The following is a 24,105-nucleotide window of genomic DNA, read 5'->3' on the forward strand; positions in this document are numbered from 1 at the left end:
CTAACCCACCAAGGCTGTGGATGGGGCCCGTAGACCCGCCCTGACTCTGCCCGGCCCAGCCTGAGCGGCCGGTCCAACCTTAGCAGCCCGTCTCACCCCTACCCAACGGCTGCAGGCGCGGCGAGCGAATTGCCTTGCAGCCCATGGGGAAGATTGACCGGAACGCCAGGCAGCATCGGCTTCGATGAGGCGATCTGGTATCGTCCTGCCCCAATCGGAAAGCAACAGGGAACACCACGTTCATGGATCGAACCAAACGAGCATTATTTGCCCTTGCTCTGGCCACGGCCTCAGGGCCTGCCGCCGCCTCCGACTTCACCGGCTTTTTCTCCATGTTCATGGCCACGCCTTTCCTGATCTTCGCAGGACTGGTCTCGGGCTTCATTCTGCTGCGCCGCCATACCGCCCCGAGAAACGCCGTGGCGCGCCATGCACCGTTCCTGCTGCTGGTGCCAGCGTGGGCACAACTGGCATTCCTCTGCGTTTTCATGCAGCAGCTGGTGTGGGTTGGCATCCCGGTGGTGACGCTCCTGTTCGTGCTGGCTGCCCGCCGCATCTGGCAGGAGCCGCGCGGTGGGTTGGCGGTGTGGATCCCGCGCGTGCTGTTGGTGCTGAGCGTGGTCGTTGCCGGTCTGATGGCGTGGGACATGAGCATCGTGGTGGGCTACCGCGGCAGCGATTACGCACTGGGCCCGATCGTCCTGCTGGCCACACTGTGGGGCGTGTGCGCCGGGCTGTGCCTGTTCGCTGCCCGGAGCCGGAGTCAGCATCTTGATGCGAGCCGCTCACCGTAGATTTACTGAACCCGGCTACGCATCGACACGCGTGTAACACCGGCGACTTCGAGCTGTAGCTGATCTCTGAAACGGCACGCGACGTGGGCATCAAGCTTCACCGCGAGTGAGCGGCCAAGCGCGGACGTCGGTTTAAGAATGGACACCCGCCGGCGCATGCAACACATTCGCACAGGCCGTAATCCCGTCAGCCGCCCGGCTGCTTGCCAAGCAGGTACTTGAGCCCGTGCGTCAACCCGCGCGGGGCCACGCTCAAGTGGTCCTCGTCGTTGAGCACGTCCAGCTTCAGGCGCAGTGACGGGTAGTTGTGCGCGCGCAACGCGGCCTGCATGTTCTTCGCATCGGCCACCATGTCCGCGTCGCTGCCGAAGGCCGGCGTTTCACGCTCGCCGACATACATGTACACCGATGCCTTCAGATCGTTGTGGCTGCCTGCGTAGTCCTTCTCGAACCGCGACATGACATTGCGGTCGTACCAGAACGATGGGCTGCCCATGATGTAGCCCGCAAACATGCCCGGGTCGGTAAACAGGATCTGGCTGCCCAGCAACGCGCCGTAGGAATGGCCCAGCAGCAGGCGCCGGCTTTCGTCGGTGCGGTAGCGGCCAGCCACGAACGGCAGCGCCTGCTCGCGCAGGTAGGCGATGTAAGGCGCGGCGCCCCCATGCACCGCGTTGGCCGGTGCGCTGCTGGGGCCGTTGGGTGTCGGGGTGTAGTCGCGGCGGCGGCTGGGCATGCCTTCGTCACCCACCGAATAGGATAGGCCCACCAGGATGAACTCTTCCAGCTTGGGGCCTTCCACGTTCAATCGCCGGCCGATCTGCCGCGCCAGCGGAAACGCGTAGTCGGCATCGGTGACATACAGGACCGGGTATCTGCGCGCCGGGCTGTCGGCATAGGACGCCGGCAGCGCAACGAACACCTGGTACGTCCGCCCGGAAACTGGGTCGGGAACATTCCAGACTTCGCTTCCCACCACTTCATAAGGCGCGCCTTCGCCACGCTGGCCGCCCAGGGCCGAAGCCTTGGCCGGTATCGGTGGGGCCGCCAACGGCGCTTCGGCGAGCGGCTTGGAATCCGGGGTCTCAGGCGTCTTGGCACACCCGGTGAGAATCAGTGCAAGCAGCACGCCTGTAACCAGTTTTTTCAACGCTACCTCTCCGTGGTGATCGAACGAAAATCATACAACGTGCACCTAATCGCACCATCCCTTCGCGCGCGCCGCCGTGCGTTCCTGCGCCTTGCGCAGCATGGCCTGGTTGTCCGCTTCCAGCCTCACGAAATCGTGGTGGCGGGCAAAGTACGGACCCAGCCAACCCGCTTCGTGGGTGAATGCCATGGTCCAGGCAAGATTGGGTGGGAACACGTAACAGTCCGACCAGGCTGGCTTCACCGGAAGATCGCCGGTCAGGTAGGCGGCATTGCGGTCGTTGGACAGCACGACGAACGCCACCCCGGTCTGTTGCTGGTACTCCGCCTCGGCCTCCGCATCAGCGAGGCTGGGATAGCGCCCCGAACTGAAGACATGCCACATGAAGGCCTTCGTGTTGATCCCCTGGCGGTCGCGTCCGAAGACGGCAAGCCAGTCCCGGGCCAGTTCCTTGGCCTCTGCTTCGGTGTACTGGCGGATGATCTGCGTGGCGCTCACGCCAACGAGTGTATTGAATGGCCATTGGTACACACAACAAGGGTCTTTCCATGTCGAACTCCTCTTCCGCGCAGGACCCCGCTGCTGCCGCCCGCGCTTTCGATGCCATCATCATCGGCACCGGCCAGGCGGGGCCATCACTGGCCGGGCGGCTGGACGCGGCCGGTATGCGCGTGGCCATCATCGAGCGTCATCTGGTGGGCGGCACCTGCGTCAACACTGGCTGCAAACCGACCAAGACGCTGGTGGCCAGCGCCTATGCCGCACAGATGGCGCGGCGTGGTGCTGAGTACGGCTTCAGCGCCGGCCCGGTCAGCGTGGATATGACCGTGGTCGAGGCCCGCGCCCGCAAAGTAATCATGGATTCGCGCAAGGGCAATGAAGACTGGCTTGCCGGGATGGCCAACGTGGAGCTGATCCGCGGCCATGCCCGCTTCGATGGGCCCGGCGCCATCGTGGTCAACGGCGAGCGGCTCACCGCGCCGCGGATCTTCATCAACGTGGGCGGGCGTGCAGCGGTGCCAGAAATGCCCGGCCTGCAGAACGTACCCTACCTGACCAACAGCAGCATCGTGGCGCTGGATGCCCTGCCCGCCCATCTGGTGGTGGTGGGCGGCAGCTACATCGGGCTGGAGTTCGCACAGATGTACCGGCGCTTCGGCACGCAGGTGACGATCCTCGAGCGGGGTGAGCGCTTGATCGCGCGTGAGGACGCCGATGTATCGGAGGCGGTACGCGGCATCCTGGAGGATGAGGGCATCGAAGTTCACACCGGCGCGGACAGGGTCGCGTTCGAGCGCGTGGAAGAAGACATCGCCGTTTCCTTCCAGGCCGGCGGCAAGGACGCGCGCGTGGTTGGCAGCCACCTCCTGATGGCGATCGGGCGCCGCCCCAATACGGACGACCTGGGCCTGGACACCGCCGGCATCGAGCGCGACGAACGTGGATACATCACGGTGGATGACCACCTGCAGACCTCGGCGCCCGGTGTCTGGGCGCTGGGTGACTGCAACGGCCGTGGGGCGTTCACCCATACCGCCTACAACGACTTCGAGATCGTCGCCGCCAACCTGCTGGATGGCGAGGACCGCCGGGTCAGCAGCCGGGTGCCCGGCTACGCGCTGTACATCGACCCGCCGCTGGGCCGGGCGGGCATGTCCGAGGCCGAGGCGATGAAGTCCGGCCGCCCCCTGCTGTTCTCCAAGCGGCCCATGACCCGCGTCGGTCGTGCGGTGGAAAAAGGGGAGTCCAAGGGCTTCATGAAGGTGGTGGCCGATGCCGAAACCCGGCGGATCCTGGGCGCGGCGATCCTTGGCACTGGCGGCGATGAGGCCATCCACGGCATCCTCGACATGATCAGTGCCGACCGGCCGCTGGATGAGCTGCGCTGGGCGGTGCCGATCCACCCCACGGTTTCCGAATTGATTCCCACGCTGCTGGTCGATCTTGCGCCGGCACCTGACCGAGGATGATCTGGATGCGTACTGCTGCGACCGTATCGCTGTGCCTGGGGCTGTGCACTGCCCTGCTCCTTCCGTCGAGCTGGGCCAAGGCCCCGGTAACGCCGGAAACCCACAGCGAAACGGGCACGCTGCAGGGCGCCCCCTGGCGCATCGACGTGCCGGCCCACTGGAACGGCGAACTGGTGATGTACGCCCATGGCTTCGAGCCGGTCGGAACGCCGCGCCCGGACCCCTGGCCGGGCAACCCGTGGAGCGAGGCGCTGGTCAACGCCGGCTATGCAGTGGCGCAGAGTGGGTACGCCGACCAGGGCTGGGCCGTGCGCGGGGCCATTGACGATCTTGAGCGGCTGCGCGCACAGTTCGTGGCCCGCCATCCAGACACGAAACGCAGCTGGATCCTGGGCTTCTCAATGGGCGGCGCGGTGGCGATCAGAACGCTGGAACGGATGCCGGAGCACTACAGCGGTGGCATCTCGATGTGCGGCGCCAACCTGCCCGGCGATGTGCTGGCCGCCGAAGTGCTCACCTCGCTGGTCGCGTTCGAGTACTTCTTCCCTGGCGCCAACGGCCTGCCCGAGGGTGGGTTGAGTTCGCCTGCCGCTGCGACGTTGCCGCAGGGGGAGATGGTCGACGCCATCACCGCTGCCGTGCGGTCCCGCCCGGAGGCAGCCGCAGTACTGGCAAAACGCTTGGAGCTGAAGGTGGATGAGCTGGCTGGCACCCTCAGTCTGCATGCCCTGGTGTTCCAGCAGCTGGTCAAGATCAGCCGCGGCATTCCGGTCAGCAACAAGGACACGGTGTATGCCGGCTTTGGCGATGACACGGCGTTCAACGCCGGCGTCCGGCGCATTGCCGCGGATCCCGCGGCAAAGGCGAAGCTTGACCGCGACCTGCGCCTGACCGGTGCGCTGCGCCGGCCGCTGCTGCTGCAGTACAACCTCAACGACCCTTCCGTGACGCCCCGCTTCGAGCCGGTCTACCCGGCTCTCGCCGCCAAGGCTGGCGCGACGCCCCAGCCGAGGACGCTACCGCCCACCGGCGAAGGGCATTGCGCGTTTACGCCCGAACAGATTGTGGAAGCGGTGTCGATCCAAAGCCGCTCGTTGCCGGCGCGCCCCACTGACGAAGCGCGGCGCCCCTGAGCGACTGCTGGCCGCAACCGGACGGGCAGCGCAGCACGCGTGCGGCCGAGGTGCTGACGAAGCCCTCGCCTTCCTGCGCCTTGAACACCACCTCGCACGACAGGCAGCGCGCCACCATCGAGTACAGGTGCACGATGCGACCACTGCACGGGTCCTGCAGCGCGTTCACATCCAGTAGTTCGAACTGGCAGCTGTCCGGCAGCGGGCGGCGCGGGAGCGGAAGGGGCATGGAGGTCTGCAGGTTCACGCTGTGGGCGCCGTCGGGGGAATGGCAGCCACTGTAGGCAGCGCGGTGTGGAGCGCGCGTGCAGCCGGCATGCAGTGCGCGCGAAAGGCGTGCCGGTACTACGCCTCGCCCAATGCGCCCTTGCCAGCAGGGGTCAGGTCGATATCGCTGTCTTCGGCCTGCACCGCCAGACCTTCGGCGACGGCCCAGGTGGCATCGTCGGCTGACACAGGGTCGGTCGCCTCGATGGCCCGAAGAATGGCAAGTTGCTTGTCGGTCAGTGGCATGGTCGGCGTTCCGTAAGGGGGTGAGCCGACTCTACTTCGGGTAGAGCAACGTGACCGTGAACCGGACCCCCCAGTCCGGCCCGCCACGTGGGCCATCCAGGTAGGTGCGCACGCCGCCCTGGTAGCTGATCATCTGGCTGCCCAGCTTGCTCACCTTGGAGTACTGGATGTTGAGTGGCACGGTCCACTGGCTGGCCTTCCAGTCGTAGGTGGACTCGATGTTGAAGGCCAGCGTGCGGCCGCCCGGGAAGGCCTTGGCCAGGAACGGCTGGACAAAGGTGTTGCTGATGTCGCGCCGGCGCGAGCCGCTGCCGGCGATGTCCGAGATGTGGTTAACCAGCGCGCCCACGGTCCAGCTCTTGTCCTGCTTGAGCAGCACGAAGGTGGGACCGGCACCCCAGGTATCGGCGCCCAGGTCATCGGTACCGGTTGGCAGCAGCAGCGCTGGCCCGATGCCCCAGACCACGCCGGACGGGCCGGTTTCCTTCGGCGAGAAGAAGAAGCTTTGGGTCACGTCGCCCAGCCCGGCCTGGTCGGTGCCGGGAATCACGTCCTTCTGGTAGGCCACCGGCAGGATGGTGCGGGAAATGACATTCCATTCTTCGGAGATGGCAAACGGTGCCACCGGCTGGATGTTTAGCGTATGCCGATAACCGCCATTGGCGTAGCCGTCGTCGTAGTTGTACTGAAACGGGACGCTGATCAGTGCCGCGACGGGGTTGGACAGTTTCTTGGCCAGGGCATCGGCATCCTGCGCCGACACCGGCTGCGCCACTCCTGCCAGCGCTGCGAGCATGAACAGCGCAACCGGCGGCGAAGGCCGGCGCAGCGAGCGGCGGAATTGTAGTGCGTCACGCATGGCATTCCCCTAGGAAGGCGTGGGCAGCCCCACGGAACGCTGCAGATCCAGCATCGGATCCTGCGGCACGTTGATCCCGCCGGTGCTGGGCAGGTCCAGGTCCAGGACCAGCCCCACGGCCAGCGAAAACAACAACAGCAACAAGGTGGTGGAAGTGCGCTGGCGCACCCGCTCGTAACCGAGCAACCCCGCCGCGAACAGGGCGAACAGGAACAGCATCCGCAGGATGCGGTGCGGGATATGGTCCTGCCGGGCCGCGAAGCGTTCGCCCGCCAGGTCGATGGATTCGTTGGTGGTGGTGACCATCAGGCTGGCACGCGGCGTGTCCCGGAAGGACGCGGTAGCCGCCATCACCGCAGCCCAGAGCTCGGCCTGCAGCGCGGTGGTCCGGGCGTACTCGTCGATCTCCTGCTGTGCGGTCTTCGCATTGGCAAAGTCCACGCGAGCGTTGATGTACCGGCGCAGCACGCTGCGCACCCGCTCGGCATCGGCGGTGTCCAGCAGGTCCGTGCGCAGCCACGTGGTGCCCAGCGCGTTGGCCTCATGCAGCACCAGCGACCGGCGCTCGTCGTAGCGGCCCAGCGCGAGTGAGAAGGTGAAGCCGATCAGCAGGGCCAGCAGGCCCAACACCGTGTTGGTCGAGAACGAGTCGCCGGCATCGGCATCGGCGTCAGCGGCGACCTGCTTCTGCGCCTTGTGCCGGTTCTGGCGGGTGCGCAGGAAGGCACCCAGTTCACGCGCCGCGATCAGCGCGACAAAGAAGATCACGGTGAGCAGCCACAGTGGAACATAGGGGAAGCTGCCTGGCAGATGCATGTGCCGTCACCAGCAGTGCGCGAGGGTGCGTTCGAGGATGGCCGATCGCCCCCGGATCTGCTTCGGTAGTTCTACCGACCCCCGCCCAGTGATTGATGCATGCCGGCACTGGCACCGGCACCCCGCCCCCACTATCGTAGGCGCCTTTCCTGCCCGGCTCCGCGCACTGATGCACTCCGCCCTTGCCCACCCTGCCGCCTGCGAGAACTGCAGCACCCCGCTGCATGGCGATTTCTGCCATGAATGCGGCCAGTCCGCCCACAGCCCGGTGCGCAGTTTCGGGCACGCGGTGGAAGAGGTGTTCGAATCGTTCTGGCACCTGGACGGGCGCATCTTCCGCACCCTGCACCAGCTGCTGCTGCCCGGCCGCCTGGCGGCCGCCTACCTGGCCGGGCACCGTACCCGCTACATCCCGCCGATCCGCCTGTTCGTGATCCTGAGCGTGCTGACTTTCTTCGTGGCACGGCTGGCAGTGCACGTGGACGCAGGTGCCCTGGTAAGCCAGACGCCCCGCCCGCCGGAAGTGCCGGGTGCGTTCCGTGATGCCACCACCCACGACGAGGTCCAGCAGGTCCGCCGCGCGCTGCTGGCGCCGTTGCAGCAATCGCGTGCGGCGATGCCCGAGTCCCTTCGCGCGCCGATCGACAGTGCCATTGCCAAGGTAGACAGGCAGGCCGCAAAACGCGAGCGCGAACTAAAGGAGCATCCACCGGTCGCGTCCGCGCGCAAGCCCGCTGCCGCCAAACCGTTCACCGTGCAGGACATGGCGACACAGAAGTCAGACCCGGTCGAGATCGGTTTCCTGCCCGGGTTCGCCAACCGCTGGCTGACCGGCCAGGCCGAGATCATCCGCAAGAACCTGCCCCGCATCAGCGAACGGCCGCAGCTGCTGGTCAACGCGTTCTTCGGCTCGGTGCCTTCGGCGTTGTTCGTGCTGGTGCCGTTGTTTGCCGTTCTGCTGAAGGTGTTCTACCTCGGTAGTGGAAGGCTGTATCTGGAGCACCTGGTGGTGGCGTTGTACAGCCATGCGTTCCTGTGCGTGGCGCTGCTGGGCATCCTGCTGCTGTCGATGCTGGGTGGGCAGCTTGCCGCCGTGCCTGGGGTTGTCATCGGCCTGCTGATCACGGCACTGCTGCTGTGGATGCCGCTGTATCTCTGGCTGATGCAACGGCGGGTGTACGCACAATCCCGGCTGGTGACCACGCTCAAGTTCGTCGCGCTGGGATGGCTGTACTTCACCGTGGTCACCACCGCGACCGTCATTCTCGCCATTGCCAGCCTTGCCCGGGTCTGATCCGGGCTAAGTAGTTTTACCCAGCCGGCCTGCACCTATTTCGGTGGAGTGCGGATGAGCGCGCCGTCATGCTCTCCGCATCCCTTGCCGCAGGAGGCGAACAATATGGCCATGCCCCGTAACCAGGCTCGCTCACCGTTCATTGCCGGCCTCCGGCTGGCCGCCCTGTTGATCAGCGTGTTCGCGCTGGTCGCCTGCGGCAAGCGCGAACCGGAAAGCGCCGCCCCAGCGCCCGACCCTGCCTCGGCAGCGCAGCCCGCCGCCCCGGCCGCGGCTGATGCCACCCGCGTCAGCGAGCTGCGCGCGACCGCCAAGGATGCCTACATCTGGGGCTACCCGATCGTGGAAGGCTACAAATCCATGTACCAGCAGGCCGTGGATGCCAAGGGTGCGAACTTCCACGCCGGCTTCAACCAGATCGGCAACGTCGCGCAGGTGGCCACCCCGAAGGACACCTCGATCATCACGCCCAACTCGGACACGCCGTATTCGTTCCTGTGGATGGACCTGCGCGCCGAACCGCTGGTCATCAGCGTGCCGGCGATCGATGCCAAGCGCTACTTCTCCGTGCAGCTGATCGACCTGTATACCTACAACTTCGCCTACATCAACCGCGCCGCGACCGACGGCAAGGCCAGCGTGTTCATGGTCGCCGGGCCGGACTGGAAGGGCGAAACACCCAAGGGCGTGCGCGAGGTGTTCCGCGCCGAAACCCAGCTGGCCTATGGCCTGTTCCGCACCCAGTTGTTTTCGCCGTCGGACCTGGACAACGTCAAGCGCCTGCAGGCGCAGTACAAGGTGCAGCCGCTGAGCGCGTTCCTGGGCACGCCGGCACCGCCGCCGGCCCCGCCGATCACCTTCCCGCCGTATGACCCGGAACAGGCCAATGGCCTGGGCTTCTTCTCCTACCTCAACTTCCTGCTGCAGTTCGCGCCCACCGTGGAAAGCGAAGCCGCGCTTCGCCAACGGTTCGCGGGCATCGGCATCGAGGCAGGCAAGCCCTTCGATGCAGCCGCGCTGCCGCCGGCCGACCGCGAGGCCATCACCGCAGGCATCGCAGATGCCAACCAGGCACTGGAACAGTTCATCGCCACTGAAATAAACACCGAGAAGGTCTCGAGTGCGGATATGTTCGGCACCCGAGCGGCGCTGAAGGACAACTACCTGTACCGTTTTGCCGGCGCCAAGCTGGGCATCTACGGCAACTCCGCTTCAGAGGCCGACTACCAGAGTTACTTCGTGGATGCGCAGGGCAGGCCCGCCGATGGAAGCCAGCACGACTACGTGCTGCGCTTCGCCAAGGACCAGCTGCCGCCGACCAACGCGTTCTGGTCGGTCACCCTGTACGACGGCAAGAGCAAGCTGCTGGTGGACAACCCGCTGGACCGCTACCTGATCAACTCGGCCATGCTGCCCACGCTCAAGCGCGATGCCGATGGCGGCCTGACCCTGTACATCCAGCAGGCGTCGCCCGGCAAGGACAAGGAATCCAACTGGCTGCCGGCGCCGGCCGGACCGTTCTACGTGATTTTGCGCAACTACAGCCCTGGCCAGGCCGTGCTGGACCGCAGCTGGCAGAAACCGGCATTGACGCCGGTTGAGCGCAAGGCCGATTAAGTCCCGGTCAGTGCAATGGCGGGCATCGTCCGGTTGGCATGCCGCCAGCCGGCCGACTGCTGCAGCTGCTGCACCATGTGGCCAAGGAACGCACGGACCCGGGGTGCGACCTGCTTCCCGGGGGCGTACACGGCACTCAACGGTGAAGTCGCCAGCGCGCAGTTGGGCAGCACTTCTTTCAGGCGCCCTGCGTCGAGGTCATCGGCCACGTCCCAGATCGACTTGCGGGCGATGCCGGCGCCCTGCACCGCCAGGATCTGCGCCGCCTCGCCATCGTCGCAGAGCGTACTGGCGTCCAATGGAAACGCGATGGTGCCGCCGGGCTGCGCGAACACCCATTGCGATACCGGCGGGCTGCCCGAGGCGATCAGATCGTGGCCGTGCAGGTCGTCGATGCTCGATGGCGTGCCACGCCGTTGCAGGTAGTCCGGTGAGGCGCAGAGGATGCGCCGGTTCGGCGCAAGTTCGCGCGCCACCAGACGGGAATCGTCCAGCGCGCCATAGCGCAGCGCCAGCTCCACGCCTTCGCCGACCAGGTCCACCAGCTCATCGCGCAGCGACAGGTGCACGCGCACCCCGGGATGCGCCTGCTGGAAGCTGCGCACCGCCGGCACCACATGACGGCGTCCGAATCCATTGGGCGCGGTGAGCTTGAGCACGCCGGCCACCACGTCCTGGCGCTGCTCCAGCGCCGCCTCGGCCGCTTCCACCGCCTCCAGCACGCGGCGGCAGTGCAGGTGGAACAGGCTGCCCTCATCGGTGAGCGAGGCGCGTCGCGTGCTGCGGTTCAACAGCCGCACCTGCACGCGCCGCTCCAGTGCGGTGAGCCGCTTGCTGACCACGGCGAGCGAGATGCCCAGGTCGCGCGCGGCAGCGGACAGGCTGCCGCCATGCACGATGCGGTCGAAGGTGCGCAGCTCGTTGAGGTCGTCGATCACGCCGATGTTTCCAGTTTGGCAAGAGTTCCTTTCCCATATTGCCATTACGGAAACAGTCGCACATCCACACAATGGTCGCATTCATGCCAGCCGCGGAAGGGCCGGCCGCATTCGGCGAGCACGCTGCCGCGACAGGACCCGCGCCATGCTCAGCCCCAGCCACCCGCCAGGTAGCCACACAATGAAAGATGATGCCGACCAGAACCGGCCGACGCTGACCCGTCGCCGCTTCTTCCAGGGCCTTACCCTGCTCCCCGTCGCCGCCGCCCTGCCCGGCTGCGCCCCCGGCACCCCGACCGGGAGCGGCACCCCGGCTACCCCGGCCGCCAAGGACTACACCCCCGAATTCTTCAACGCGGCCGAGTGGGCGTTCATCACCGCCGCCTGCGACCGCTTGATCCCCTCCGATGAAACCGGCCCCGGCGCGGTGGAATCGGGCGTGCCCGAGTTCCTCGACCGCCACATGCAGACCCCCTACGCGGCCGGCGCCATCTGGTACATGCAAGGTCCCTTCCTGGAAGCACCCAGCGAGTTCGGCTACCAGGGCAAGCTGGCCCTGCGTGACATCCTGAAGGTCGGCATCGATGCCTTCGATGCGCACTGCCGCAACCAGTTCGATGGCAAGACCTTCGCCCAGCTGAGCCACGAACAGCAGGAAACCCTGCTCAAGGCGGCCGAGGGCGGCAAGCTGGAGTTGGAGGCGATCTCCAGCAAGCTGTTCTTCTCCAACCTGCTGGGCGAAGTGAAGAACGGCTACTTCGCCGATCCCAAGTACGGCGCCAACAAGGATATGGCCGCCTGGAAGATGATCGGTTACCCAGGCATGCGCGCGGACTACATAGACTGGATCAGCGTCCGCGACAAGGCCTACCCCCTGCCGCCGGTGGATCTGTCCGGGCGGAGGGGATGAGGCATGGCAATCACGAAACCGAAAGTGGATGCGGTCATCGTCGGCATGGGCTGGACCGGAGCGATCCTGGCCAAGGAACTCACCGATGCCGGCCTGCACGTGGTGGCGCTGGAACGTGGCGGCGACCGCGATACCCAGCCTGATTTCGCCTACCCGAAGGTGGTGGACGAACTGGAAGGCTCGGTACACCGCAAGTACCTGCAGAGCCTGAACCAGGAAACGGTGACGGTGCGGCACACCCTGGCCGATACCGCCGTGCCCTACCGGCAGATGGGCTCGTTCAAGCCGGGCACCGGCGTGGGCGGCGCGGGCAGCCACTGGTCCGGCGCGCACTTCCGGCCGCTGCCGGAAGACCTGATCCTGCGCACCAATGTGGAAGAGCGCTACGGCAAGAACTTCATCCCGGCGGACATGACCATCCAGGATTTCCCGGTCACCTATGCCGAACTGGAGCCGCATCTGAACATGTTCGAGCTGGTGTGCGGCACCTCCGGCAAGGCCGGCGTGATCAACGGCGTGGTGCAGGAAGGCGGCAATCCGTTCGAAGGCTCACGCTCGGGCGAGTATCCGCTCGGGCCGAACCCGAACTACCTGGGCGGCGAGCAGTTCTACAAGGCGGCCAAGGAAATGGGCTGGCACCCTTACCCGATTCCGGCCTCCAATGCCTCCGGCCCGTATGTGAACCCGTACGGCTGCCAGCTGGGCCCGTGCAATGCGTGTGGTTTCTGCAGCGACTACGGCTGCCTCAACTACTCCAAGGCCAGCCCGAACGCCTGCATCCTGCCGGTGCTGCGCCAGCGGCCGAAGTTCGAGCTGCGCACGCATTCGCAGGTGCTGCGGGTGAACCTGGACAGCACCAAGGCCAAGGCCACCGGCGTGACCTACCTGGATGCGCAGGGACGTGAAGTGGAGCAGCCGGCCGATATGGTGCTGCTGTGCGCCTTCCAGCTCTACAACGTGCACCTGATGCTGGTCTCCGGCATCGGTGAAGCCTACGACCCGCAGACCAACACTGGCACCGTGGGGCGCAACTACTCCTACCAGAACCTCAACCGGGTGGTGCTGTTCTTCGACAAGGACGTGCAGGCCAACGGTTTCATCGGCATCGGGGGCGCGGGCACCACCATGGACGACCTCAACGGCAACCAGCTGGACAACGCCAAGGCCGGTTTCGTCGGTGGCGGCCTGGTCTGGGCGCGGCAGCCCGGCGCCGGCCCGGTGCGCGGCATCAACGTGCCCTCCGGCACCCCGAACTGGGGCGCGGCATGGAAGAAGGCCGCGGCCGACAACTTCCGCCACAACTTCTATTACGAGGTGCAGGGTGCATGCATGTCCTACCGGCAGCACTACCTGAGCCTGGACCCGAACTACAAGGACTCCTTCGGGCGCCCGCTGCTGCGCATGACCTTCGATTGGCACCCCAACGAGATCAAGGCATCGCAGTTCTTCGTGGACCAGGCCATGCAGATGAGCCGCACGCTCAATCCGCTGTCGATGAGTGGTGACGCCAAGAAGAACGGCGAGCACTACAACATCACCAAGTACCAGAGCACGCACACCTGTGGCGGCGCGATCATGGGCGCAGACCCGAAGACCTCGGCGTTGAACCGCTACCTGCAGAGCTGGGACGTGCCGAATGTGTTCGTGATCGGCGCCAACGCCTTCCCGCAGAACAACGGCTACAACCCCACCGGACTGGTGGGCGGGCTGGCGTACTGGGCGGCCAAGGCCATCCGCGAGAAGTACCTGCCCGATCCGGGCCCCCTGGTCCAGGCTTGAGGAGGCACGCATGAAAAAGCTTCTTCTCTGGATCGTGGTGATCGGCCTGGTCGTGCTGCTGGCCGCGCTGGCCTATGCCTACATTCCCACCAAAACCCGGGTACTGGCAGACGGGCCGACCGCCAATGCGGCGCTGATCGAGCGCGGGCGCTACCTGGCCGCGGCCGGTGACTGCACCGCCTGCCACACCAAGCCGGGCGGCAAGTCCTTTGCCGGCGGGCTGCCGGTGGCCTCGCCGCTGGGCAACATCTACAGCACCAACATCACCCCGGACAAGGAAACCGGCATCGGCGCGTACTCGCTGGACGACTTCGACCGCGCGGTGCGGCACGGCATCGCCCCCGACGGCCGCACGCTGTACCCGGCCATGCCGTACCCCTCCTACGCGCGCATTACCGATGACGATGTACGGGCGCTGCACGCCTACTTCCTGCACGGCGATATCGCGCCGGTACATCAGGAAAACCGGGGCGTGGACATCACCTGGCCGCTGTCGATGCGCTGGCCGCTGGCGATCTGGCGCAAGACCTTCGCCCCCGACGCGGAAGCGGTGGCATTTGATCCGAGCCACTACAGCGACCCGCAGCTGGCACGCGGTGCCTACCTGGTACAGGGCCTGGGCCACTGCGGCAGCTGCCACACGCCGCGTGGCTTCGCTTTGCAGGAAAAGGCACTGGACGAATCGGGCACGGCGTATCTCTCCGGCGGCCAGGTGATTGACGGCTGGAACGCGGTGAACCTGCGCGGCAACGCGGCCGATGGCCTGGGCCGCTGGTCCGAGCAGGACATCGTGGACACCCTGCGCACCGCCCGCAATGCGCACAGCGCGGTGGTGGGCACGCCGATGGCCGACGTGGTCCGGCACAGCACGCAGAAGCTCACCGACGAGGACCTGAAGGCGATCGCCGTGTACCTCAAGCAGCTGCCGGCCAGTGCGCATGATCCTTCTGCGTACACCGCCAGCGATGCCACCGCGCGCAAGCTGCAGACCGGCATCAACGACAGCCGCGGCGCCGAGCTTTTCGTCGACAACTGCGCGGCGTGCCACCGGACCGATGCCAAGGGCTACACGGATGTGTTCCCGGCCATCGCCGGCAACCCGACCGTGCTGGCCGATGACCCGACCTCGGTGATCCGCCTGCTGCTGGCCGGCAGCGAACTGCCCTCCACCGCCGTGCGTCCGTCCAACCTGGGCATGCCCGGGTTCGCCGAGCGCCTGTCGGACACCGAGATCGCGCAGCTGGCGACCTTCATCCGCCAGGACTTCGGCAATAAGGCCGGCGCGGTGACCGCTGACCAGGCCAAAAAGGTCCGCCAGCACCTGCTGGACGAAGCCAAGGCGGCCAAGGACGCGCACGATCCCACTGCGGCCCGTGGCGGCGAAGACGCGGAATAACCCGGCGGTTCAGGCCCCGCCTGCACGAAACCCGCGGATCGGGGAGAATAGCGGCCCTCCGAGCGCCCCTGCCCTGCAACGGCAGGGGCCGCTCCCCCGCGGTTGACGGCCTTGCCGGCCGCCCTCCCGCCGCTACCTCCGGATCCAACGTGAACGCCATCGCTTCTTCTCCCGCCGACGCCCTGCCCCAGGACGAGCTGCCCCTGACCGACCGCCTGCGCGCCGCGCTGGACCTGCTGGAGGCGATCGAGGCCGACCGCGCCGTGCTGGACACGCTGCCGGAAGACGACCGCGTGCGTTTCCACCAGGTCGTGGCCAAGGTCTACCACCCCGAGCCCAAGGCACGCCGGGCGATGCTCAAGCAGCAGGCCAAGGTTCGCCACCAGGAAAAGGTGCGCAAGGCCGAGGCGCTGCTGGAACAGACCGGCATCCGCACCCTGCGCCGCAAGCCGGTGTTCAGCACGCCGAACTACTTCCCGCCGCACAAAGCCGGCCTGCACGACGCGCACAACGGTGAGAACGCAGAAGCCACGCCCGAGCCGGTGCATTCGCCGGAACTGCGCCACTGCTATGTGTGCAAGCAGAAGTTCACCCAGCTGCACCACTTCTATGACCAGATGTGCCCGGCCTGCGCCGAGCTGAACTTCATCAAGCGCACCGAAACCGCCGACCTGCGCGGCCGCGTTGCGCTGCTCACTGGCGGCCGGGTCAAGATCGGCTACCAGGCGGGCCTCAAGCTGCTGCGCGCCGGCGCCGAGTTGATCGTGACCACGCGCTTCCCGCGCGATTCGGCGGCACGTTATGCCGAAGAGCCCGACTTCGCCGAATGGGGCCACCGCCTGCAGGTCTACGGCCTGGACCTGCGCCACACGCCCAGCGTGGAAGCGTTCTGCAACGAACTGCTGGCCACCCGTACGCGGCTGGACTTCATCATCAACAACGCCTGCCAGACCGTGCGCCGCCCGCCGCAGTTCTACGCGCACATGATGGCCGGCGAAACCGCCGCCCTGCACGACCTGCCGGAAACGATCCGCAAGCTGGTGGGCCAGTACGAAGGGCTGCGCAGCCCCGAGATGCTGGGCCTGGGTTCGGATGCCAACGTGCCGTCGCTGCAGGAGCAGGCGCTGGTGGGGGCCGATGGCCTGACCCGCGCCGCCGAACTCTCGCAGGTGCCGTTGCTGGCCGACGAACTGCTGGGCCAGCAGCACCTGTTCCCCGAAGGCCGGCTGGACCAGGACCTGCAGCAGGTGGACCTGCGCGGGCGCAATTCGTGGCGCCTGCTGATGGCCGAAGTGCCGTCGGTGGAACTGCTGGAAACGCAGCTGGTCAACGCCATCGCCCCCTTCATCATCAACGCGCGCCTGAAGCCGCTGATGCTGCGTTCGCCGGAGCGCGACAAGCACATCGTCAACGTGTCGGCGATGGAGGGGCAGTTCTACCGCAACTTCAAGACCACCCGCCACCCGCACACCAACATGGCCAAGGCCGCGTTGAACATGATGACGCGCACCTCGGCGGCCGATTACCAGAACGACGGCATCCACATGAATTCCGTGGATACCGGCTGGGTCACCGACGAGGATCCGGCAGAGATCGCCGCGCGCAAGGTGGAGGAAGAACGCTTCCACCCGCCGCTGGACATCGTTGATGGCGCCGCGCGCATCGTCGACCCGATCATCCACGGCTTCAACACGGGTGAGCACGTGTGGGGCCAGTTCCTGAAGGACTACGCGCCCACCGATTGGTGAGGCAGTACCCCGTGGGGACCGCGGAAAGTCCGCGAGCACGGTAGCGCCGGCCGTTGGCCGGCCCAGGACGAACTTCATCGCCCGATGCAGATCCCCCGCAGGCCGGCCAACGGCCGGCGCTACCCGTAAGTGTCCGAATGTGTCACATGCGAATGATTCGTGATAGCATTGTGAACGTTTTCAGAATCACCACACGGATGTCCCAGCCATCGCCAGCGGACCCTCTTTTCCAGGAGTTTGCTCGATGCACGCTGCACCCCCCACGCTTGCCCCTTCGCTGGCCGCCCTGACCGCGGCCATTGCCTTGGCCCTGTCCGCACAGGTCCACGCCCACGGCGACGCCGCGACCGACGCCAGAGACCTCGACACCGTCGTGGTCACCGCCACCGGTGCCCAGCAGTGGATCAAGGACGCCCCGGCCAGCATCAGCGTGATCACCCGCCAGGAGATCGAGCGCAAGCCGGTGACCAGCATCGGCCAACTGCTCAGCACGGTGCCGGGCGTGACCGGTGGTTATGCGCTGTCTGGTGCACAGTCGAAGATCCGACTGCGTGGCCTGCCCGAGCAGTACACGCTGATCCTCATCGACGGCCGCCGCCAGGGCAATTCCTCCGGCGTGAACTACCGCGATGACCTGGGCCCGCAGGATCTGAACTGGCTGTCGCCGGACATGATCGAACGCATCGAAGTGGTGCGTGGCCCGATGTCGTCGCTGTACGGCTCCGACGCCATGGGTGGGGTGATCAACATCATCACCCGCAAGATCGCCCCGGAATGGGGTGGCTCGGTCACCTTCAACTACAGCAAGCCCGATTCGTCCACGCGCGGCAACACCACCCAGATGGGCGCGCTCTTCAGCGGCCCGCTCACGGAAAACCTGGGCCTGCGCATCGGCGCCAACGTGACCGATCGCGAATCCGATCGTGGCCGTGGCCAGACCCCCGGCACCAAAGCCGAGAACGCCAACGCGCTGCTCAACTGGACGATCAACGGCGACCACACCATGGGCTTCGAAGCCATCCATGGCGTGCAGCGCAACAGTGGGGGCGGCGATGTCGGCGCATGGGGCCTGTCCAAGCTGGTGCACACCGGTTACGTGGTAACCCATGACGGCCGCTATGGCGATGCGAGCACCTCGAAATCCACCCTGACCCAGAACGATTACGAGGACAAGGGCAGCCAGGTCGGCAACCACGCGAAGGAAACCGTGTTCGATACCGCCTTCGCCACCGGCTTCCACCTGGGCTTCGAGCACCGCTTGAACGTGGGTGGCCAGTGGAAGCGCGAAGAACTGCAGAACACCGACACCATCGGCACCGTGCCGGTGACCTGGAGCGGCAGCGGCCGGATCAGCCCGACCAACGAGGCCGATTCGTGGGCGCTGTTCGCCGAAGACCACATCACCCTGCATGAGCGCTTTACCCTCACCCTGGGCCTGCGTTGGGACAACACCGAAAACTACGACGACAACCTGAGCCCGCGCATCTACGGCGTGTGGCACCCGTCCGATGACTGGACCGTGCGCGGTGGCGTATCGCAGGGCTTCCGTGCGCCGAACCTGAAGCAGGGCAGCGCGGGTGCCGCCACCCAGTCCGGCGGCAACGGCTGCCGCAGCCTCACCGTGGAAGGCTGGACCAACCGCTCGGTCAGCGCCGATGGCACCACCGGCTGCTACATGGCTGGCAACCCGAACCTGGAACCGGAAACCAGCACGAACTACGAGCTGGGCGTCGGCTTCGACCGCGGCGGCTGGTCGGCCTCGGCCACTTACTTCCTCACCGATTTCGACGACAAGATCGAGCAGGTGCCGCTGCGTGAGATTGCCGGCTACGACTCCAGCTTCGTCAACGGTTTCTGGTGGACCGTTGCGCAGAACATCCAGAAGGCGCGCACCCGCGGCGTGGAAGCCAGCGTCACCGTGCCCCTGCACGAGCGCCTGAGCTGGACCACCAACGCCACCCGAATGCTGGAATCCAAGAACCGCACCACCGGCGCGAACCTGCTGGTGGTGCCGAAGATCACCGCCAACACCTCACTGGACTGGCAGGTGACCGAGGCGTGGTCGTTGAACCTGAGCGCGCAGCACATCGGCGAACAGCTGGTCTCCAGCACCAGCTCCACGTTCGCCAAGGCGTACACCACGTGGGACCTGGTGACCGGGTTCAACGTCAACGAGAACCTGACCCTGCGCGCAGGCGTGCTGAACGCCGGCGACGTCTCCACCATCGACGAAGGCAACAACTACGACGGTGGTGCGCGTACCTTCTTCGTCGGCGCCACGGCGCGGTTCTGACGCTCGCTGGGGCGCGCATGGCGCGTCCTGGTTTCGGTATGGGTTCCGTGGGACACGCATGCCGTGTCGCTACGCGGGGTGTGCCCCGCCCTTTGGGTTATGCGTGGCTGTCGGGGCGACGTGGGTTCGTGGGACACGCATGGCGCGTCGCTACGCGGGGTGTGCCCCGCCCTTTGGGTTATGCGTGGCTGTCGGGGCGACGTGGGTTCCGTGGGACACGCATGGCGTGTCGCTACGCGGGGTGTGCCCCGCCCTTTGGGTTATGCGTGGCTGCCGGGGCGACGTGGGTTGCGTGGGACACGCATGGCGTGTCGCTACGCGGGGTGTGCCCCGCCCTTTGGGTTATGCGTGGCTGTCGGGGCGACGTGGGTTGCGTAGCGACACGCCATGCGTGTCCCACGGAATGCCTGCGACATACGACCCACACCACTTCACGCAATCAAAGCTTCATGTTCAGACCGAGGTAAAACCCACGCCCCGCAGCCGGTGAGAACATCGGCTGCGGTTGCTCCCAGAAGAAGCTGTCGTACCACGCATAGTCGTACTTCCGGTCGGTGGCGTTCTTCATCTGCACATCCACGCTCCAGCGTGGGTTGATGTCATAGCGCGCGCTAAGGTCCAGCACCGCGAAGCCGCCGTACTTGCCGGCCACGTTGCGCTCTTCGAGGTAGTAATCGCCCTGCGCCCTGCCCTGCAGCCCAAACTGCAGTGCTTCGGTAGCCTGGTAATCCAGGCCGATGTTGCTGATGTAACGCGGGGTGGCGGCCACTTCGCGGCCCTCCAGCGACACGCTGGCATCGCGACCATCGCGCTCGATCTTCGCCTCCTGGTACGCGTGGGACGCCCATGCAGTCCACTTCTCGCCCACCTGCGCGCTGATCTGCGCATCCACGCCACGGCGGCGGGTCTTGCCCAGGGTCACGGTGGTGCCGGTGGCGGGCATGTTGGAGACCTCGTTGGCCGCATCCTGCTGCCATACCGCGATGCGCGCCTGGCTGCCGGCGAACGGGCTGAACTTCATGCCCAGCTCCATGCCGGTGTTGGTGGACGGGTTCATGGCGCCCTGCCCCGGCGTGAGGTAAGCCGGGGCGGTGGAGCCGGTCAGCACCTGGAAGGTCCGGCCCCAGTTGGCGTAGACGTTGGTGCTGTCAGTGAAGGCATAGACCACGCTCAGCTTGGGCTGGTCGATGGTGCCGTAGCGCTGCAGGGGGCCGGTGATGCCGCCCGGCAACCGGGTATCTCCGTCAAAACGGTCCACCCGGTAGGCCGGCACGATCTTCAGCGCCTCGATGGGCTGGTAGATCCCCTGCACATATGCGCCGTAGTTGTCGAAGGTGTGGCGGTCGTTGTTCTGCACGCGTGCCGGGGTGGCGCTGAAGTCGGTGGGCTCGGCGTAGCTGAAACGCTCGCGGATGTAGCCGTTGTCCTGGTGCTCGACATTTACCCCGCCTTCCAGCGTAAGCGTGGCGCCGGTCTGCCAGGTCAGCGTGGTGAGCATGCCGGTCTGCTTTTCGTCCCACACACGGCGCTGGCGCGGCGCATTGCCGGTGCGCAGGTCGCTGAAGGTCACCCGGCGGTCATCTTCGTAGCGGTTGTAGTACAGCTTACTGCCCAGGAACAGGGTGTCGGCCAGCTTGAGGTCCATGTGCACGCCGATCTGGCGCATGTCGCGGTCGTCGCCATCGCTGGCGTTGCGCAGCTGCGAGCCACGGCGGTCGGTACGGAGTTCTTCAGCCGTCATGAAGCCCGGCTCCTCGGCTTCGTGGTGGTAGGCGCGTGCGGTGAGGCCAATGCGCATGCCGTCGTCCAGGTTTCCGTAGAACCATTTGCCACCGATGGCGTACTTGCGTGAGCTGTCATGGTCACGGTACCCGTCCGACGCCTGGGTGCCGATGAAGTAGTTCTGCGCCAACCCGTTGCTCTCACGGCCGATGGCCAACTGCGCATCGCGGGTGTTGTAGCTGCCGTAGCCGAACCGTCCGTCGATGTAGTTGCCACCTTGGCGCGTGCCGAAGTTCACGTTGCCGCCAATGTTGTGCAGGCCATAACGCGGGTCGTTGGTGCCACGCACCACTTCGATGAAACTGATTTCCAAAGGGAACAGCATGTCGATGAAGCGCTGGTTGCCGCTGTTGACGTTGCTGGGCACGCCGTCGATCAGCGTCTTGATCGCATTGAGGTAGCCCTCGCCATTGAAGGCGCGGAAGCTGACCTTGCCTGATTCGGCGCCCTGACGGGTTTCGGTGAGCTGGATGCCGGGCATCTGGCCGAGCAGTTCCCAGCTGTGCGACACGTTCTTGTCTTCGATCTGGTCGGCGCCAAGCACGTCCACGGAGGTCAGCACCTGGTGGGCGGTGAGCTGGCCCTCGGTGTGCTGGTGCACATCGACCTTGCCGAGGGTGAGTGCGGAGTCGGACGACTGGGCGCGGGATTCGGGGGCAAAAACGACGGCGGCGACGGCCGTCACCAAGGCAAGGCGTTTCATTTAGAGGAAGGCGTCACAAATCTGGAGGGGAGGCCTGATGCCGGCCTGGGCGTGCAATGTGACACTATAACATTACATCCACGTAATTCCGCAGCAGCTTCACCAACCGCTTCCGGCCCGGTGCCTACGATGGCGGCAGATGCTGCGGAGGAACCCATGACCGAACGTGCACGCCTGCACCAGGAGTTGCTGAGAAGCCAAGCCTTCCTGGAGCAGACCAATACACTGGCCAAGGTGGGCGGCTGGGAGCTGGCGCTGGACACCAACACGCTGTCCTGGACCCGTGAGACCCATTTGATCCATGGCGTACCCGAGGACTTCGATCCGAATGTGGGTGCCGCCCTGTCTTTCTACCCGCAACCGGGCCAAGAGCAGCTGGAGGCGGCGATCGCCGCATGCGCCGCCGACGGATCGCCCATCGACCTGACGCTTCGCGCCATCACCGCTGCTGGCGAACGCAGCTGGTTGCATATCGTCGGAAAGCGCGTTGAGGACGCGACCAGCGCACGCTTGATCGGCGCCATCCAGGACGTCACGGAACAACGCTCCGCCGTCGATGCACTGGCGCAGAGCGAAGCGCGTTACCGCCGCCTGTTCCAGCACAGCCTGGGCCTGATCTGCACCCACACGCTGTCCGGGGAGATCACGTCCGTGAATCCTGCAGCCTCGCTGTCACTGGGCCGCCCCGAAGCCGAGCTGTTGGGTCGTTCGCTGGCAGAGATCATTCCGCTGGAACGCCAGGATCAGCTCCAGTACTACCTGCAACGCGTCGCGGAGAACCAGAGCGACTCCGGCCTGATGGAGCTGGTGGCCGACGATGGCTCACGCCGCTACTGGGCGTATCACAACGTGCTCGACACCGAAGCTGACCCGCCGTACGTGCTGGGCCACGCACAGGACATCACCACCCAGCACCTGCAGGAGCGCCAGCTGCTGGAAATGGCGATCCGCGATCCGCTGACCCGCTCGTTCAACCGGCGCTACCTGGCCGAACTCGCGCAGCAGCAACTGGAAGCGTGGGGCTGCCTGGTGTTCGACCTGGACCACTTCAAGGAAATCAACGACACCCAGGGGCATGCGCACGGAGACTCGGTGCTGGTCGAGTTCGTGGCGTTCCTTTCCAGCCCGCTGGAAGAAAACGAGGTGGTGGTGCGCCTGGGCGGCGATGAGTTCCTGGTGTTCGTACCCGGCGCCAGGATGGAGCGGCTGCAGGTACTGGAAGAGACCTACCAGGCGCGCGCCCACCTCGCACCGGTCCGCTTCTCAGGCGGCTGCGCCATCAGCCGCCCCTCCGAGACCGTCGCCGACACCATCAACCGCGCCGACATGAAGCTTTACGAGCGCCGCCGCCGCGAGCGACCGGACTGAAACAGCCCCACAACCAGGACTGCAACCCACAGCGCCAGCCATGCAGGCAATCCCCACCCATCAAAGATTTCTTCGCGCGGGATGACCGAGATACGGAAGCCGATCCACGCCAGGGCGACGACCAGCAGCGGCGCCACCACCGTTCCGCGCCATGCAAGGAACGCGGCCGCCGGCAACGAGATGATCGGGAAGAACGCGCCGCCACCGAACGGCGCAGCTCCAACCATCGCGAAGAATGCCGCCGCCAGCACCAGCAACCACGCCATCACTTTGATAAGCATCCTGCATCACTCCTTCCGTCCCGTACCGACCACGAAGCCTTAACCTGCCTTGCTTATCCTAGCAGCGCGCTGCAGGAACAACGCCCGGCTCATCAATCGTTCCGCTCGGCTTGATCGAGGGAAGCAATCGAACACTGCAAAGGAGTCGCAATGACGAAGCTGCACGCTGCCATTCTTGCCGGATGCCTGCTGGGCATGAGTTCCCTCGCCTTCGCGGAGGTCGCCAACCTGACCAACAGCGCCGACGGCGCCAATCGCGACACGGGCATCGCCGCGGTCAAGAAGAAGCTGCAGGACGCCTGCACCGAGCGCAAGGGCACGCCGGATGCGGCTTCCTTTGAGGTGGTGTTCGAGAAGACCAGCGAGAATCCGAACGTACCGAAGCCGTATTACGTCGACGGTAAGATGAAGTGCGATTTGCCGTAAGCCATTCAGCACTGCGACAACGCCATTTTTAGTCCCGCCAGCGCCGCGCGCCTGACCTTCCAGGCAGCGGCTGACGGCCATTCCCGCAGTTCATGAATTGCGTCGGCAGCAACCCCTAGCCACCTTTTGGATTACCTCAAAGTCCGCGCAAGGTATCGTTGTAGGCACCGCAACTGCATCTCATGAACATTGCGGACTGATTCGGCGCAGTGATCTCAATCAACGCATCGCATCGCTCGCAACGGACGGTAGAAACAGAGCCATCCTTCATAAATTCAGCGAGCGCCGATTCAAACGTCTGGAACGCAGGAACGACCACGTCAGTCATCTTATTG

The 24,105-nt window shown here is 65.8% G+C and carries 22 protein-coding genes; 12 read left to right on the forward strand and 10 right to left on the reverse strand.

Annotated elements, in window-relative coordinates; genetic code table 11:
• The first annotated feature begins 242 nt into the window (after positions 1-242).
• Entirely contained in the window at positions 243-794 is a 552-nt protein-coding gene (locus tag AC06E7_RS11875; RefSeq protein ID WP_478064843.1) for a hypothetical protein, read from the forward strand.
• A 187-nt stretch (positions 795-981) separates the two neighbouring features.
• Here AC06E7_RS11875 and AC06E7_RS11880 read toward each other — a convergent pair whose 3' ends face one another.
• Both AC06E7_RS11880 and AC06E7_RS11885 read right to left on the reverse strand, forming a co-directional pair.
• A complete protein-coding gene (locus AC06E7_RS11880) occupies positions 982-1,923 on the reverse strand; it encodes an alpha/beta hydrolase (RefSeq protein WP_478064844.1) in 942 nt (313 codons plus the stop codon).
• Between the two features lie 66 nt (positions 1,924-1,989).
• Positions 1,990-2,442, reverse strand: coding sequence for a DUF4275 family protein (locus AC06E7_RS11885; protein ID WP_478064845.1), 453 nt, complete (start codon positions 2,440-2,442; stop codon positions 1,990-1,992).
• A gap of 50 nt (positions 2,443-2,492) precedes the next feature.
• Here AC06E7_RS11885 and AC06E7_RS11890 point away from each other — a divergent pair, with 50 nt between their 5' ends.
• Both AC06E7_RS11890 and AC06E7_RS11895 read left to right on the forward strand, forming a co-directional pair.
• Positions 2,493-3,914, forward strand: a complete 1,422-nt coding sequence (locus AC06E7_RS11890) for an FAD-containing oxidoreductase (RefSeq protein WP_478064846.1) — start codon at positions 2,493-2,495, stop codon at positions 3,912-3,914.
• Between the two features lie 5 nt (positions 3,915-3,919).
• Positions 3,920-5,047, forward strand: a complete 1,128-nt coding sequence (locus tag AC06E7_RS11895) for an alpha/beta hydrolase family protein (protein ID WP_478064847.1) — start codon at positions 3,920-3,922, stop codon at positions 5,045-5,047.
• Here the strand turns inward: AC06E7_RS11895 and AC06E7_RS11900 are convergent.
• From AC06E7_RS11900 to AC06E7_RS11915, 4 genes are all read right to left on the reverse strand, one after another.
• Positions 4,962-5,294 carry a hypothetical protein gene (locus tag AC06E7_RS11900; protein ID WP_320458982.1) on the reverse strand — a complete coding sequence of 111 codons (333 nt, stop codon included), beginning with the start codon at positions 5,292-5,294 and terminating at the stop codon, positions 4,962-4,964. The two genes, AC06E7_RS11895 and AC06E7_RS11900, sit on opposite strands and share 86 nt — an antisense overlap.
• Positions 5,295-5,392: 98 nt before the next feature.
• Positions 5,393-5,560 carry a hypothetical protein gene (locus AC06E7_RS11905; RefSeq protein WP_320458983.1) on the reverse strand — a complete coding sequence of 56 codons (168 nt, stop codon included), beginning with the start codon at positions 5,558-5,560 and terminating at the stop codon, positions 5,393-5,395.
• A 31-nt stretch (positions 5,561-5,591) separates the two neighbouring features.
• Complete coding sequence (locus tag AC06E7_RS11910) at positions 5,592-6,419, reverse strand: transporter (RefSeq protein ID WP_478064848.1); 828 nt, start codon at positions 6,417-6,419, stop codon at positions 5,592-5,594.
• 9 nt (positions 6,420-6,428) lie between these two features.
• On the reverse strand, positions 6,429-7,235 hold the full coding sequence (locus AC06E7_RS11915) for a bestrophin-like domain (RefSeq protein WP_478064849.1): 807 nt from the start codon (positions 7,233-7,235) through the stop codon (positions 6,429-6,431).
• Between the two features lie 169 nt (positions 7,236-7,404).
• Between AC06E7_RS11915 and AC06E7_RS11920 the strand changes: the two genes are divergently transcribed.
• Both AC06E7_RS11920 and AC06E7_RS11925 read left to right on the forward strand, forming a co-directional pair.
• Positions 7,405-8,529, forward strand: coding sequence for a DUF3667 domain-containing protein (locus AC06E7_RS11920; protein WP_478064850.1), 1,125 nt, complete (start codon positions 7,405-7,407; stop codon positions 8,527-8,529).
• Between the two features lie 105 nt (positions 8,530-8,634).
• A complete protein-coding gene (locus tag AC06E7_RS11925; RefSeq protein ID WP_478064851.1) occupies positions 8,635-10,146 on the forward strand; it encodes a DUF1254 domain-containing protein in 1,512 nt (503 codons plus the stop codon).
• Here AC06E7_RS11925 and AC06E7_RS11930 read toward each other — a convergent pair.
• The gene (locus AC06E7_RS11930; RefSeq protein ID WP_478064852.1) at positions 10,143-11,084 is read right to left on the reverse strand and encodes a LysR family transcriptional regulator; all 942 of its coding nucleotides are present in this window, start codon (positions 11,082-11,084) and stop codon (positions 10,143-10,145) included. The genes AC06E7_RS11925 and AC06E7_RS11930 overlap by 4 nt on opposite strands.
• 181 nt (positions 11,085-11,265) lie before the next feature.
• On the opposite strand from AC06E7_RS11930, the gene AC06E7_RS11935 reads away from it, so the two are divergent.
• The 5 genes from AC06E7_RS11935 (at position 11,266) to AC06E7_RS11955 (ending at position 19,210) form a co-directional block, all read left to right on the forward strand.
• Positions 11,266-11,994 (forward strand): gluconate 2-dehydrogenase subunit 3 family protein, encoded by a 729-nt coding sequence (locus AC06E7_RS11935; protein ID WP_478064853.1) that lies wholly within the window; start codon positions 11,266-11,268, stop codon positions 11,992-11,994.
• 3 nt (positions 11,995-11,997) lie between these two features.
• A complete protein-coding gene (locus tag AC06E7_RS11940; protein ID WP_093536449.1) occupies positions 11,998-13,773 on the forward strand; it encodes a GMC family oxidoreductase in 1,776 nt (591 codons plus the stop codon).
• Positions 13,774-13,783: 10 nt separating this feature from the next.
• Positions 13,784-15,169: a cytochrome c gene (locus tag AC06E7_RS11945; RefSeq protein ID WP_478064854.1), complete on the forward strand. Its 1,386-nt coding sequence runs from the start codon at positions 13,784-13,786 to the stop codon at positions 15,167-15,169.
• A 149-nt stretch (positions 15,170-15,318) separates the two neighbouring features.
• Positions 15,319-16,917 carry an SDR family NAD(P)-dependent oxidoreductase gene (locus AC06E7_RS11950; RefSeq protein ID WP_478064855.1) on the forward strand — a complete coding sequence of 533 codons (1,599 nt, stop codon included), beginning with the start codon at positions 15,319-15,321 and terminating at the stop codon, positions 16,915-16,917.
• Positions 16,918-17,161: 244 nt separating this feature from the next.
• Entirely contained in the window at positions 17,162-19,210 is a 2,049-nt protein-coding gene (locus AC06E7_RS11955) for a TonB-dependent receptor domain-containing protein (RefSeq protein ID WP_478064856.1), read from the forward strand.
• A gap of 439 nt (positions 19,211-19,649) precedes the next feature.
• Here AC06E7_RS11955 and AC06E7_RS11960 read toward each other — a convergent pair whose 3' ends face one another.
• On the reverse strand, positions 19,650-21,695 hold the full coding sequence (locus tag AC06E7_RS11960; protein WP_478064857.1) for a TonB-dependent receptor: 2,046 nt from the start codon (positions 21,693-21,695) through the stop codon (positions 19,650-19,652).
• A 156-nt stretch (positions 21,696-21,851) separates the two neighbouring features.
• Here AC06E7_RS11960 and AC06E7_RS11965 point away from each other — a divergent pair, with 156 nt between their 5' ends.
• Positions 21,852-23,063: a sensor domain-containing diguanylate cyclase gene (locus AC06E7_RS11965; protein ID WP_478064858.1), complete on the forward strand. Its 1,212-nt coding sequence runs from the start codon at positions 21,852-21,854 to the stop codon at positions 23,061-23,063.
• Here AC06E7_RS11965 and AC06E7_RS11970 read toward each other — a convergent pair.
• A complete protein-coding gene (locus AC06E7_RS11970) occupies positions 23,030-23,344 on the reverse strand; it encodes a hypothetical protein (RefSeq protein WP_478064859.1) in 315 nt (104 codons plus the stop codon). The two genes, AC06E7_RS11965 and AC06E7_RS11970, sit on opposite strands and share 34 nt — an antisense overlap.
• A 150-nt stretch (positions 23,345-23,494) precedes the next feature.
• On the opposite strand from AC06E7_RS11970, the gene AC06E7_RS11975 reads away from it, so the two are divergent.
• Complete coding sequence (locus tag AC06E7_RS11975; RefSeq protein ID WP_478064860.1) at positions 23,495-23,770, forward strand: hypothetical protein; 276 nt, start codon at positions 23,495-23,497, stop codon at positions 23,768-23,770.
• A gap of 136 nt (positions 23,771-23,906) precedes the next feature.
• Here AC06E7_RS11975 and AC06E7_RS11980 read toward each other — a convergent pair whose 3' ends face one another.
• Positions 23,907-24,098 (reverse strand): hypothetical protein, encoded by a 192-nt coding sequence (locus AC06E7_RS11980; protein ID WP_141236262.1) that lies wholly within the window; start codon positions 24,096-24,098, stop codon positions 23,907-23,909.
• Between the last annotated feature and the right edge of the window lie 7 nt (positions 24,099-24,105).

The sequence above is a fragment of the Stenotrophomonas sp. Steno-Z4 genome, assembly GCF_056393145.1.

What these genes read in the sequence shown, in the direction of transcription:
- AC06E7_RS11875 (WP_478064843.1), top strand. Translation starts at nt 243, where the DNA reads ATGGATCGAACCAAACGAGCATTATTTGCCCTTGCTCTGGCCACGGCC.
- AC06E7_RS11890 (WP_478064846.1), top strand. Translation starts at nt 2,493, where the DNA reads ATGTCGAACTCCTCTTCCGCGCAGGACCCCGCTGCTGCCGCCCGCGCT.
- AC06E7_RS11895 (WP_478064847.1), top strand. Translation starts at nt 3,920, where the DNA reads ATGCGTACTGCTGCGACCGTATCGCTGTGCCTGGGGCTGTGCACTGCC.
- AC06E7_RS11905 (WP_320458983.1), bottom strand. Translation starts at nt 5,560, where the DNA reads ATGCCACTGACCGACAAGCAACTTGCCATTCTTCGGGCCATCGAGGCG.
- AC06E7_RS11910 (WP_478064848.1), bottom strand. Translation starts at nt 6,419, where the DNA reads ATGCGTGACGCACTACAATTCCGCCGCTCGCTGCGCCGGCCTTCGCCG.
- AC06E7_RS11915 (WP_478064849.1), bottom strand. Translation starts at nt 7,235, where the DNA reads ATGCATCTGCCAGGCAGCTTCCCCTATGTTCCACTGTGGCTGCTCACC.
- AC06E7_RS11920 (WP_478064850.1), top strand. Translation starts at nt 7,405, where the DNA reads ATGCACTCCGCCCTTGCCCACCCTGCCGCCTGCGAGAACTGCAGCACC.
- AC06E7_RS11925 (WP_478064851.1), top strand. Translation starts at nt 8,635, where the DNA reads ATGGCCATGCCCCGTAACCAGGCTCGCTCACCGTTCATTGCCGGCCTC.
- AC06E7_RS11935 (WP_478064853.1), top strand. Translation starts at nt 11,266, where the DNA reads ATGAAAGATGATGCCGACCAGAACCGGCCGACGCTGACCCGTCGCCGC.
- AC06E7_RS11940 (WP_093536449.1), top strand. Translation starts at nt 11,998, where the DNA reads ATGGCAATCACGAAACCGAAAGTGGATGCGGTCATCGTCGGCATGGGC.
- AC06E7_RS11945 (WP_478064854.1), top strand. Translation starts at nt 13,784, where the DNA reads ATGAAAAAGCTTCTTCTCTGGATCGTGGTGATCGGCCTGGTCGTGCTG.
- AC06E7_RS11955 (WP_478064856.1), top strand. Translation starts at nt 17,162, where the DNA reads ATGCACGCTGCACCCCCCACGCTTGCCCCTTCGCTGGCCGCCCTGACC.
- AC06E7_RS11960 (WP_478064857.1), bottom strand. Translation starts at nt 21,695, where the DNA reads ATGAAACGCCTTGCCTTGGTGACGGCCGTCGCCGCCGTCGTTTTTGCC.
- AC06E7_RS11965 (WP_478064858.1), top strand. Translation starts at nt 21,852, where the DNA reads ATGACCGAACGTGCACGCCTGCACCAGGAGTTGCTGAGAAGCCAAGCC.
- AC06E7_RS11970 (WP_478064859.1), bottom strand. Translation starts at nt 23,344, where the DNA reads ATGCTTATCAAAGTGATGGCGTGGTTGCTGGTGCTGGCGGCGGCATTC.
- AC06E7_RS11975 (WP_478064860.1), top strand. Translation starts at nt 23,495, where the DNA reads ATGACGAAGCTGCACGCTGCCATTCTTGCCGGATGCCTGCTGGGCATG.
- AC06E7_RS11980 (WP_141236262.1), bottom strand. Translation starts at nt 24,098, where the DNA reads ATGACTGACGTGGTCGTTCCTGCGTTCCAGACGTTTGAATCGGCGCTC.